General features: G+C 44.5%; 14 protein-coding genes. 1 reads left to right on the top strand and 13 read right to left on the bottom strand.

Annotation, left to right across the window (positions count from 1 at the left end):
* Positions 1–84: 84 nt before the first annotated feature.
* The 4 genes from HFM85_RS05570 to HFM85_RS05555 form a co-directional block, all read right to left on the bottom strand.
* Positions 85–516, bottom strand: a complete 432-nt coding sequence (locus HFM85_RS05570) for a hypothetical protein (protein ID WP_173737472.1) — start codon at positions 514–516, stop codon at positions 85–87.
* A 99-nt stretch (positions 517–615) separates the two neighbouring features.
* On the bottom strand, positions 616–1,275 hold the full coding sequence (locus tag HFM85_RS05565; protein ID WP_330594743.1) for an SdpI family protein: 660 nt from the start codon (positions 1,273–1,275) through the stop codon (positions 616–618).
* On the bottom strand, positions 1,262–1,540 hold the full coding sequence (locus HFM85_RS05560) for an autorepressor SdpR family transcription factor (protein WP_173737471.1): 279 nt from the start codon (positions 1,538–1,540) through the stop codon (positions 1,262–1,264). Before HFM85_RS05560 ends, HFM85_RS05565 begins: the two co-directional genes overlap by 14 nt.
* 228 nt (positions 1,541–1,768) lie before the next feature.
* A complete protein-coding gene (locus tag HFM85_RS05555; RefSeq protein ID WP_173737470.1) occupies positions 1,769–1,999 on the bottom strand; it encodes a hypothetical protein in 231 nt (76 codons plus the stop codon).
* Between the two features lie 156 nt (positions 2,000–2,155).
* Between HFM85_RS05555 and HFM85_RS05550 the strand changes: the two genes are divergently transcribed.
* Entirely contained in the window at positions 2,156–3,382 is a 1,227-nt protein-coding gene (locus tag HFM85_RS05550; protein ID WP_173737469.1) for a 6-phosphofructokinase, read from the top strand.
* Between the two features lie 152 nt (positions 3,383–3,534).
* Here the strand turns inward: HFM85_RS05550 and HFM85_RS05545 are convergent, their stop codons facing one another.
* From HFM85_RS05545 to HFM85_RS05505, 9 genes are all read right to left on the bottom strand, one after another.
* Positions 3,535–4,623: a class II aldolase/adducin family protein gene (locus HFM85_RS05545; RefSeq protein ID WP_173737468.1), complete on the bottom strand. Its 1,089-nt coding sequence runs from the start codon at positions 4,621–4,623 to the stop codon at positions 3,535–3,537.
* A gap of 125 nt (positions 4,624–4,748) precedes the next feature.
* Complete coding sequence (locus HFM85_RS05540; RefSeq protein WP_173737467.1) at positions 4,749–6,500, bottom strand: S8 family peptidase; 1,752 nt, start codon at positions 6,498–6,500, stop codon at positions 4,749–4,751.
* Positions 6,501–6,612: 112 nt separating this feature from the next.
* Positions 6,613–7,386: a prolipoprotein diacylglyceryl transferase gene (locus HFM85_RS05535; protein WP_173737466.1), complete on the bottom strand. Its 774-nt coding sequence runs from the start codon at positions 7,384–7,386 to the stop codon at positions 6,613–6,615.
* Positions 7,383–8,303, bottom strand: a complete 921-nt coding sequence (locus HFM85_RS05530) for an arginase family protein (protein ID WP_173737465.1) — start codon at positions 8,301–8,303, stop codon at positions 7,383–7,385. Before HFM85_RS05530 ends, HFM85_RS05535 begins: the two co-directional genes overlap by 4 nt.
* Positions 8,304–8,346: 43 nt before the next feature.
* Positions 8,347–9,414, bottom strand: a complete 1,068-nt coding sequence (locus HFM85_RS05525) for an HdeD family acid-resistance protein (protein WP_173737464.1) — start codon at positions 9,412–9,414, stop codon at positions 8,347–8,349.
* Positions 9,415–9,616: 202 nt separating this feature from the next.
* Complete coding sequence (locus HFM85_RS05520; RefSeq protein ID WP_119239056.1) at positions 9,617–9,805, bottom strand: small, acid-soluble spore protein, alpha/beta type; 189 nt, start codon at positions 9,803–9,805, stop codon at positions 9,617–9,619.
* 77 nt (positions 9,806–9,882) lie between these two features.
* Positions 9,883–10,071, bottom strand: coding sequence for a PspC domain-containing protein (locus HFM85_RS05515; RefSeq protein WP_119239055.1), 189 nt, complete (start codon positions 10,069–10,071; stop codon positions 9,883–9,885).
* 87 nt (positions 10,072–10,158) lie between these two features.
* The gene (locus HFM85_RS05510) at positions 10,159–11,061 is read right to left on the bottom strand and encodes a DUF4097 family beta strand repeat-containing protein (protein WP_173737463.1); all 903 of its coding nucleotides are present in this window, start codon (positions 11,059–11,061) and stop codon (positions 10,159–10,161) included.
* Positions 11,058–11,834, bottom strand: coding sequence for a DUF1700 domain-containing protein (locus HFM85_RS05505; protein ID WP_173737462.1), 777 nt, complete (start codon positions 11,832–11,834; stop codon positions 11,058–11,060). The genes HFM85_RS05510 and HFM85_RS05505 overlap by 4 nt, the downstream gene beginning before the upstream one ends.
* Positions 11,835–11,836: the final 2 nt, after the last annotated feature.

Genomic DNA, 11,836 nt, shown 5'->3' with positions numbered 1-11,836 from the left:
CGCCCCTTCCTTTCATTCCGATATCCGCATTTGCTAAGTAGTAACTCCACGCCGGATAACAGTTTCGCAGTTTACTTTTTTCTCTTACAATTCAAATTTCTTCTCTTTAAATCCGTATTTTTCTTTCTTCAAATGCAGCAATCCCATCAACGCTGCAGGTCGCCGCCATTCCTCCGCCAGTTGCAGAAACACTTCCAGTTCCCGTTCTCCGAACCATTCATTCTCATAAAGCTTCTCTATCTTTTCCCAGTCATCTTCCAGGATCAGGCGTTCCACAGCCGGACGTATCCGTTTCTTCAGATAGGCACCATATTCTTCACGTTCCTCATCTGTTACTTCTTCTGCCAAAAAATATCCCCGTAAAGCAACTGCCAGCCGTAGCGGCTCCTGTTTGGTGCTTCCGAACTTCCGGTAAAGATGAAATGCCTCTGTGACGGCATCCTCATTCTCTGCCCGCATCTCAAGAGCATTCGCAGCGACTTCCACATCTTTCTGAAAACGGCTGAGTTCTGTCATAGTAATCCCTCCTGTCCGATGTCTGTTTATACCATTCCGAAAAATATTTTTGTATGACATTATCATATCACGGACAGACTTGTTTGAAAATTATTTTTTTCAGATTCCCTTCTTATAAAGAATAAATGAATAGATCATCGGCATAAAAACTGCCATCAGGACCACCACCAGGACAACTTCTGTTTTCAGGAGCATCGAATTGATAAGAAAAAGTACGCCCGACACGATCAGTACCCATCCTGCCATGCGGTGGGTGCGGTTCCAGTTTTCCTCACTGTGTAAAGTCCAGGGAAGCTTTATTCCCACTGTATAATTCTGCTTTACCTTATGAGTATAATTTCCAAGTACGATAAACATAATGCCTACCATAATGTTCACGACCATCCCTATGTCAATATCCATTCCCAGAGCCAGTGCATAGATCGACATGCAGGTGATCACGGAAACCATCGGGACCAGCCACAGGATCATGTTGAAAATACGTCTGTTGATATTTTTTCTCTTGGGATCATTTGCTGTAGCAATCACACAAAGCAGATGCACCAGCAAAAGCAGAAACGGAATTCCAAAGACCGCCTCCGGCTTGCTGCTCCAGCCGTTTGCCAGGTTATGCTGGTCAAAATGCGTCGCGATCTTCTCAGGCAGCTGGTTCCACAGAACGATTCCGGCCAGAGACGGCGATATTGTGAGGATACTGCCTGCGATCAGAGACATTTTATACTCTTTCATAAATTCTCTTTTTTCTTCACCCTTCATCATTATTTTCTCCTTTCAGATCACTGAGCCACAGAAGCAGTTCCTCCACAACTGTAGTATTCAGTTCATAATACACAAAATTCTTCACCTTCGTCTCCCATACCAGATCAGCCTTCTTCAATATCTTTAAATGATAAGATATTGTCGCTCCTGTCATATCAAAATACCCGCCGATCTCCCCGGCCGACATTTTCCCCTTCTTCAAAAGCTGCAGGATCTCTCTCCGTACAGGGTCAGAAAGTGCCTTGAAGGTATCAGCAAACGCCATATGCTTTCCTCCTTCTTTATTGATATTTAGAAATATTTCTAAATAGAATATAGCATTCTTATATTTTATCGTCAATAGTTATTTAGATTTTTTTCTAAATAGTTGTATTTGTCATAACACTGAATTTCCCCTGCCGAAAAAAATGAGGATACCGACCATCGCCCCTGCGACTTTACGATATCCTCATTCATGATTGAGCAACCATATTCTGTTTTCCCCTCTGTAAAACTACCTCATACAAAAATCAAGACTGGATGTGATCTCCGGTGCAAGCTCCGGCACATGTGCACAGAAGTCCATTTCTCTTCCAAGGCCAATAGATGCAACTCCAAGAATCGATTTTCCGTTTACTGTTCTGTATCCTCTTTTCAGATCCACTGCAAACGGAAAATGCTCCGTCACATCGAGAAAACGGTTCACTTCATCCATGGTCTCAAACTGTACTTTTCTTACTGTCATTGGTTTTTCACCCCTTTTCTCTATCTTTACTACTATTTTACTATGAAATCTCCGCTTGTATAGAGTAAATTTTTAAGAAAAAAGGTGTAAATTTTAGATGTTATCTTCTCCCATTTCTGTTACAATATAAAAAAACAACACCCAGGAGGTATCAAAATGTCAAAAAAGAACCTTATCGCAGGACAATCCGGCGGACCAACCGCAGCGATCAACAGCAGTCTTTACGGTGTGGTATCTGAAGCACTTAAACATACAGAAGAAATCGACCACGTTTACGGCATGGTCAACGGCATCGAGGGATTTTTAAACGGTACTGTCCTTGATTTCCAGGAAGCACTTCCAGGAGAAAAGCTTCAGGCACTTACCTGGACACCAGGTGCATACCTTGGTTCCTGCCGCTACAAACTTCCGGAATCTCTGGAGGATCCGGTTTATCCTGAACTCTTCCGTAAATTCGAGGAGATGAATATTGGCTGGTTCTTTTATATCGGAGGCAATGATTCCATGGATACTGTCAGCAAGCTTTCCCGCTATGCCCAAAAGATCGGCAGCGACATCCGTATCCTTGGTGAGCCTAAGACCATTGACAATGACCTTGTAAACACAGATCACACCCCAGGTTTTGGAAGTGCTGCCCGCTACGTAGCCTCCACAGTAAGAGAAATCACCCTGGATGCCTGTGTCTATGAGAAAAAATCTGTCACCATCATCGAAATTATGGGACGTCACGCTGGCTGGCTCACCGGTGCAGCAGCTCTGGCCCGGAAATATACAGGCGACAACCCTCTCCTTATTTACCTTCCGGAAACTGATTTCGATGTAGAAGAATTTCTCCGGAAAGTCATTGCTTCTTTCGAAAAAAACTGCAATGTTGTTGTCTGTGTATCCGAGGGAATCCACGATAAAGACGGTACTTTCATCTGCGAATACGACAATGCGGCAGGTACTGATGCTTTCGGCCACAAAATGCTTGCAGGCTGCGGCAAATACCTGGAGAATCTTGTCCGCAGCCGTCTTGGCGTCAAAGCCCGCTCTGTAGAGCTTAATGTAAGCCAGCGCTGCTCCGCATCCATGCTCTCCGAAACCGACCAGCAGGAAGCGATCCTCGCCGGTGAATTCGGCGTACAGGCCGCACTTAACGGCGAAACAGGCAAAATGATCGCCTTCAAACGCCAGAGCAACGTGCCGTACTCCATGAAATGTACCCTTGAAGATGTAAATGCCATCTGCAACGAAGAAAAAACAGTCCCTGTAGAATGGATCACAGCCGATGGCTCCGATGTCACAGAAGATTTCATCCGTTATGCCCGTCCGCTGCTCCGGGGAACTGTGGAAATACCGGTTGGTGAAGATGGACTGCCGGCGTTTGTGTACCGGAAATAATTTTTACAGTTTTCTCAATTATACATTAAAAATACATCGGGAATCTCTCAGTAATTCCCGATGTATTTTCTTAATTGCCATATATTTTAATTGTACTTCTCAGCTATATACAAATTCTATTGCTGTTTTCTCAGTGACCAGGTTCTTTCTTTTTATTTTTTACTGCGGTATGCTTCTGCTTCCCAGTGTGTGATAAAATATGTGATCTCATCTGTCATCTGCAGCGGGCCGCCAAAACTTTCCGCATATACAGCAAGCTTAATCGCATCTTTTACCAGAAGTTGAGCTTTCTCTGCCTTTCCCTTATCATCTTCCATGATAAATGCGCCAACACCCTGTACCAGGATCAGTCTTGGCTCTTTATCATTCTCTGCCATAAATGCATCCAGAGCATTTTTTGCCTCATCAATATTTTCCACAAATAACGGATACGGTCCGCAATATACGATATGATCCGGTGTGAATGGTTTCAGAAGCGGTGCTGCCGCTGTTTTATCTTTTACAAAATTGTCAGCTTCTGCTGCCGGTACAACTTCTACAGTATGTCCAAGCAGCCGGGAAAGCTTCTGTGCTGCCTGCTCTTTCTCAGATGTAACCGCATCACTTACATCCGCAGTTCTCTTTACCTGCTTTTCCAGCTTACTGATAACATCGTTAAATAACACACCGATTTCTTCTACTGTATTCGCAGCAACAAAAATTCCGTGATTCTGGAGCAGGAGAACCTGAACATCTTTTCCAGATTCTTCTTTATAAGCATTCATTTTTTCAAAACAGATCCGGGCAAGTGTATATCCAGGCTTGCAGATATCGATCCAGAGCACCTCTTTTCCAAGAAGCTCTTGGCAAAGTGCCTGCGCTCCCTTTCCGCATGTCAGTCCGTTAATAAGTGTCGGATGAACATGCAGTACATAAGTATATGCAAATAAATTGTGCAGCAGAGCTTCCACGCTGGGACGTTTTGTTTTATCATCATCTGTCACTGCTGCCATTACATCTGCGAGATACAAAGATTCACGCTCCACATCATTGTCCGGATATTCTGTCTTCATGATCTCATTCAGACGTGCTCTGTCCATCTTAACAAATTCTTCTGCCCTGATGGTTGCGAGCTGTGTACCGGAACCTTTTACATACAGTGTGGTATCATCTTTTACAGAAGTATTTCCTCCGCCCGCCAGCACATACGCTGGATTACTTCCATAAGTATTTGACATTTTTACCAAAGTTGAAAGATCCATAAGTAAAATTCCTCCCTGTTGTATGATCATATAGTTTTTCTATATGTTTATAGTACACGATAAAAGGTAATTTATCTATATGAATATTTTTTCCAAAATTAGTACATTAGTATCCTTTTGTTATCTCATGTCAGCAGTTCAAACGTATGATACAGATCCACCCTTCCATACCCCCACTCCGGGTTTGGATACTGCATGTTTTCCTCTCTTCTTGCCCCTCTCTGCAGATAATATTTCACGCTGCTTCCTGTAAAAAACGGCTGGTTATTCCGTATGATGGCCCATTCAAACAGCAAAGCCGCAATACCGGCAGTCTGGGCGGCAGAGATGCTGGTTCCGGAGCGGATTCCGAAGCCACCTCGCACCAGAGGGACTTTCACGTTTACGCCCGGAGCAGCCAGGTGCGGCGTTACCATTCCGTTTGGTGTATATCCCCTCCCTGCTGCTATATAGATGCTCCCGTCCCTGTGCTGATATGCAGTAGCTGTAATGCTGTTTCTGGCATCGCCCGGTGCAGTTACTGTTGTATAAGGGGACGGTTCCAGGAAATAGGTATCCTGTGAGATCAGCCCCTCCACCGGAAGCCACATATGGAACTGTACGTTCTGTTTGTTTTTTCCCTGGGTAAAAATCTTCCAGATTCCGGAGGCCGGATGAAAAAAACGGATATACACCAGCGAATATCCGGTCTGACGCTCGATCAAAATATAATTTACATATACCTTTGTCTCCACAAAAACAAAAGACAGTTCCTGGGTTCTGGAACCGATGGAACTGCTTACTTCCAGTATCTCTCCGGTAGGTGACTGAATGGAAAGTTCGTAGATTTCCGGCGGCTCGCCCCAGAATTCCATGGTAAATCCCTGCTCACGCTCTGCAACCCGTAATTCTGTCACAATCTTTTCCCTTTCCTGCGAAAAAATCCCTGTGCTGTGGTTTCTGGTATTCCCTTCATTTCCTGCTGCCACAGACACTGAAACCTGAGAAAAGTTTGCCACATAATCCACATACTGGCTTAACGCATTAGTTCCCAGATGAGCACCCTGGCTGCTGCCGATACCTACGCAGATCGAAAGAGGCACTCCCAGTTCTTTTGCCAGGCGGATAGCAAATGCAATGGCCATCATTACATCATCTTCCTGAAAAACTTCCGCCTCCGGAGGATAAAGATAAAAGTTTCGCAGATATTGTTTGGCTGGTTTTACTTTTATAATGATAAGGGTTGCCTCTGGCGCTGCTCCTGTGAAATTTTCTCCCTGAACCATATTTCCGGCAGCAATGCCTGCCAGCGCCGTACCGTGGCCGTTGGTATCCCGGGACGGCACGATGGAAAACGGATTCTCGGAATCCAGTGCCAGATCAATATCCCTTTTTCGGAACAACCTGCCATATGGAACTTTTGCAGCTCCCATATCAGATTCTTCTTCCAGCGACTGATCCCATAAATAAGCGATCCTGGAACCGCCCGCATTTCGAAACACTTCATTCTGATAATCAATCCCCGAATCGATCACAGCCACAGCAGTTCCTTTTCCTCTCAGCTTAAGATAAGGATGGTCATGCAGTCTGGTGATTCCCGATGCACCGGCCGCCTCCATATCCATATATGTATAGCATTTCGGAATGGAATTGTAGGATGTCCCGGTTATTTCCAGTTCGCCTGTATTTTCCAGCGGTACATAAAGAATTCCGAAAATCTCATTAATCGCCTGAAAAGTCGTTCCCGGAAAAAGCTCCATGGTATTTTCCACATTTTGCATATATTTCACGATAAAATCCCCAAAGTGCTCACTCTGTGCCGGATTTTCCGGCTGCACTCCGGGGATCTCATTCTCCTCAGTTTCCATATCAAATTCGAAATCTTCTCTTCCAAACATGGTAGTCCTGCTTTCGCCTTTTTCATAGAGTATGCAAAAACAGGCTGTCCATATTCCTGACCTGAGTGTTTTTCCTTCAACCCCCTCAAAACTACCCTCGTATATTGTCCAGCTACACTCTTGCTTCGTTTCCTGCTGTTCTTCTGCTCACCAGTATCATCATCACAACACCCGCAATCCCGGTAAAAATACTGATAAACTGGGAAGTTGATAAAACTCCGACACTTCCCCTGATAATATCGCCCCTGAAAAATTCAATGATAAAACGTCCCACACTGTAAAATATCAGATAACAGGCAGTCACCTGACCGTCTGATTTTTTGTTCCGGGCGATCATCACAAGCAGAAAAAAATGCAGAAAATCCAGCCCACTGGAATAAAGCTGTGCAGGAATCAGAGCCACATGATTCGGAGCATAAGCTGACTCCTGAAAAGTAACAGACCAAATACTCTCTGTTTCTTTTCCATAACAGCATCCGGCCAGAAAACAGCCGATACGTCCAAATCCCTGTGCCAGTGCTACAGACGGCAAAATCACATCTGCATACTTAAAAAAGGTCAGTTTTTTGATCCGGCAATACAACCATCCGGTAAAAATCCCTCCAATAATACCTCCAAATACCACAAATCCTGAACTCAATGTCTCCATCATAAATCCCGGATCTTCTGCAATTGATTTCCACTCGGTGATCCAGAACAGGATTTTTGCTGCAAAAAAGCCTCCAAGCAGGCACCACAGAATCATTGGAAAAATCTGGTCACTGTCAAGGCTCTGTTTCCTGGCTCTGTACTCAGCTGTCAGACAACCTGCAACAATTCCGATAGCGATCATCAGACCATATCCATACACTGTAAATGGTCCGATGGTAAGAAGTTCATTTTTCATCTGTCTCCTCCTGAAGTCTCATTTTCAGCTGCATGCCGAAAAAATTCCCACAATCGTGCATTCGCATAATCATTTAATGCACTGTTTCCGGTCCCGGCAGCATCACACTCTCCGCAGATATCCACACCCAGAATTCCCGGAAATAAACACAAATCTGCCACCGTCAAATCACTGCACGCAGCTCCATCTTTCTGCGTATCCTCACGCACAGCATCCAGTTGCCCAATATCTGCATTTTCCGATCCCGTACTCAATATATCCCCTGCTTTACATCTGGAAACAGCACACTCCAGACACCGTACCATAGTCTCCAGCCGCATATCCCCCTGACTCCAGTTGGTGTCCGCATCTTCCGGACAGAGCACATCCTTATCAATGGAAATATAAAGAGATTTTTTTCCAGTCTGTTCTTTTACAAAATCCAGAATTTCCATAAGTTCCATCCCACGAAGTTTTTCCCTGCTTAAAAACTCCACTTTTTTCTGGATTTCCGGTTCCACTCTGGAAAAAGCTTCCTCATCCGGCCCTATCAAAATTACTTTCTGAAGCAGCGGAAGTTCCATAACGGAATCATAGATCCATCCACCGCAGGAAAGCAGACCGCCAAAAGCAGGTGGCTGCATATCCGTGTGATTGTCAAAAACCAGCAGATCAAATGGCTCCGAGATCTTTTCCAGCCAGATCCTTGTCATATAATGATAATTGCCGGAATCAATAAAATGGATCTCTCCGTAAGAATAGGGTGCAATACGGCTGCGTATCTCATTCATCGCCTCCTCATCACAGTAACAGTTGGTTCCGGGAATGTCCCGGGCCTCCACCCAGGATGCTTCTTTTCCCTTCCAGAACTGCTGCTCCTCATATATTCCGGAAAAATCCATAATCAATGTCTTTAAATATTTATCTGTTTTTTTCATGTGCACATCTTACCACGGAATATAAGATCATGCAAGCGAAGGATCAATCCTTCCACTCCTCCAGTTCTTCCTCATCTGAATTATCCAGAAACTCTTTCAGGCTGCCTGTTTCCACCTGATCCTTACCGACATCCCAGAGTTTCATCTCTGCACTCTGCGGTTCATTTTCCCATCGGGTGTTCTGAAATTTACCTGATGTTTCTGATGAACCAATTCCATCTGTTACTGCATCTTTCGAAGTCAGGGGCTCATCATCATATATATTTTCAGACTCATCTTCACTTTGTTCCTGAGAATCTGCTTTCTCAGCTGACACAACTGCTGCATTTTCTGCCACTTCGTCGCTCACATCATCTGCAGCATCCTTCTTTTTCCTTCCCCAAAACTTACGTCCGGATTTCTTTGTTTTCTCCGATCCGGCCGGTGTTTCCGCCCATTCAGCTATAGTCTCCTCATGAGTCTCCGCAGCATCCTGCGGTTCATTCTCCTTCCGGGAAAAAGTTTCTCCCGGTGCTGTACTGTCACCACTCTCCCCCTCAGGATCACCATTCTCCGCTGTGGCCTTCTTCGCAATTTTCCGAAGACCCAACTTCATAACAATAAACAATATAATATCCACAACTCCGTCACAGACCAGCACCCATCCGGAAAAGATCAGTAAAGTCATGATCTTCGGAAATCTTCCGAACAGGATCACGATTCCAAGTGCAATAAAGATCAGGCTTCCGATCAGCAGCGCACTCCAGGATTTCTGTCCGCCTTTTTTCAGAAGAAATGCTCCCTTGAATTTCCATAGACTGTCCACAAGTACAAAAGCTCCCAGCATCCATGGAAGCAGTTTGATCACGATCGATGGTGTCATAAAAAGGAATACACCGAGTACAAAAACAACCACGCCACTTAAAAGATCCATGATCGTGGCAGAAACCTTTCCCCGTATGTAAATATAGATATGATAAATACCAACCCCGATAAGGATCAGTCCGAATACAACCTTGCAGATCACATCTACAGTCTGCGTTGGGATCAGTATCAGGCAAAGTCCCAGCAGCACATAGAATACTGAGGAGATGATCTCGCCTTTCAGAATATTGTTGATTTTTTCTCCCATTTTTAAACCTCCTCGTCCGTTATTCAAACAGTATAGCTCTTTTCCATCGGTCAGTCCACCCTAAAAGTCTGAAAATATCATTTTTCTGATAAAGTTTTCCTTCACCTGCTGTACAGAAAACATTGCGAAACAATTTTCCATGATATAAAAAGCAGCCCGGAGATTTCTACTCTGAAACAGCATTTCTCCGGGCTTGACTTTATTACTTATGTTTTTTCTTTTTGGTCATCAAACCGCCAATACGTCCGGTTTCTTTTGCCGAAAGACTTTTCCATCCATCTTTCAGCACCTTATCCAGTACGCCCATCTCATCGGCGATCTCATACTTCAGTTTCTCCGCCTTGGAAAGCGTTCCTTCCAGAAAAGCTTTCACTTCTTTCTCCTTGTTCATATCCACACTCCTCATCTTTTTTATGGAGTATGGACAGATTTCAGAAAAATTATGCAGTCATTAAAAAATCCTCATTATTATCTGCCATCCGGAATAATGATCGCAGCAATAATATAGGCCAGGATTCCTGCTCCGCCCATAAAAGTGATGATCACCCACACCAGACGCACCAGTGTCGGATCGATATCAAAATACTCTGCAATTCCGCCACAGACACCACATAACATACGGTTCACTGATGATTTGTAAAGTCTCTTATTGCTCATAATAAAATCCTCCTTTATAAAACTCATTTCCAATAGATCATTCACATTATGCTCTGCTGTCTATTCATGAACACAATTGTTTCCCGATCATTCATCTTCAAAATCAACGTTCACGTCACCCATTCCACACTCCAGTTTCACACTCTTTTCGGCACCTGGGTTGGAGATCGTCCTGCTGCCGGAAGTCAGTGCTGTTTCCTGCTCACCATCTACTTCCAGGTTTCCAAGTCCACATTTCAGCTCATAATTATAATCTGTATCTTTGCCAGTCAGCGAGATATCCATGTTTCCCATGCCGCAGTTACCATTTAACTTCTCCGTAGTAAGTTCCTCAATTTCCGCATTTCCCACACCAACGGAAATATCTGTCTGTTTCACCTCAAGACTTCTGTCATTGGAAAAAGTACCTGCCCCGATATCAACACTCAGCTGCTCTGTCTTAAAATCTCCATTGATCTCAACAGTTCCTGCACCTATTTTTAAAGTCACACTCTGAAATTCTTTTTTCGCCGGCAAAGAAATCTCAATGGAACTGCTTTTCAGCCTTCTGCTGCTCTCAATTTTCAGGCAGCCGTTATCATTACTGATCTGGACATGTTTCTGATCGCTTCCAGGCGCATCTACCTGTATCGTATCTTTACTCCAGGTTTTCACCACGATTTCCTCATACTTCAGATTACAGGAAAGATCTGTCACAGCAGAAGCTTCGTATGTTTTAACACAACCGGAACTGTCAAGATCATCCGATACCACGCCCTTCTCATTTACCGCATTTTCGGCCGCTGTAAGCATCGCTTCGTCATTGTCCCATGTATTATCATCTGTCACTGAATGATCCTGAAAAATCCCCAGGATCCGCTTCAGTCCGTTATCCAGGATACCGACATCTCCCATTGTCGCTCCCATGGCAGCACCGCCGGCCGTAAGTCCCAGTCCAAGCACACCAAAAACCACAGCCATAATAAGGATTACTTTCAGAAAACGCTTCATGCCTTTCCCTCCTTCCTTCCATTTATGATATTGCTGCAAAATCCTGTAAATTTCCTCAGGATAGCCGGAAGCATCTTACCTCCAAACCATACAGTCAGTGCCAGAAACAGAAGTCCCAGTGCCATCATCAGGCAGCCCACACCAATGGTAAGGATTCCTGCCGGCGGCATGGATACTGTAAGCGGAATTCCAATGATGACACACATAACAGCCGCGATCACAAGTACCACTGATCCTGCGCCTACAAAAAATGTCAGAAGAAACGGAAGCAATGCCAGTGTCACGATCACACCAACTGCCCCGCCAAACACCCCTTTGATAAGAGGTGCCACAAAAACAAGAACGATCAGTGCCAGGATGATCCCCGGCTTGTTCTGTTTCTTCTCCGCATGATAACCACGTTCCGCGCGGTTCTCCCTTCTGCCTCTGTTATAGCCGGAATTATTATTTCCAGAATCGCTGTTCCCAGAAATTTTTCCCTGAACAGTGATCTCTGTGTATTTATCAGGCATATCGCCTTCTTCGGAAACTCTGGTATCCTGATATCCATTCTCAGTATATTCTCCGTAATCGCTGCCATTCTCCTGAAGATCAGCCTTGATGATCGCGGCAACTTTCCCCGGATTTCCCAGTTCGCGTATCACCTCTCCTTCATTCTCCGGCCCTGCATCATCAAAGTATCCTTCATAATATTCCAGTGCTTCCTGTCTCTCTGCCTCTGAAATATCGGAAAGCAGCCTCTCAAGCTGTTCCATAAACTGCTTCCTGTCCATAA

The organism is Blautia schinkii, assembly GCF_013304825.1.
GTDB lineage: Bacteria > Bacillota > Clostridia > Lachnospirales > Lachnospiraceae > Blautia_A > Blautia_A schinkii_B.
The sequence above is the reverse complement of the archived record's forward strand: the minus strand, read 5'-3'. Positions and strand labels throughout refer to the sequence as shown.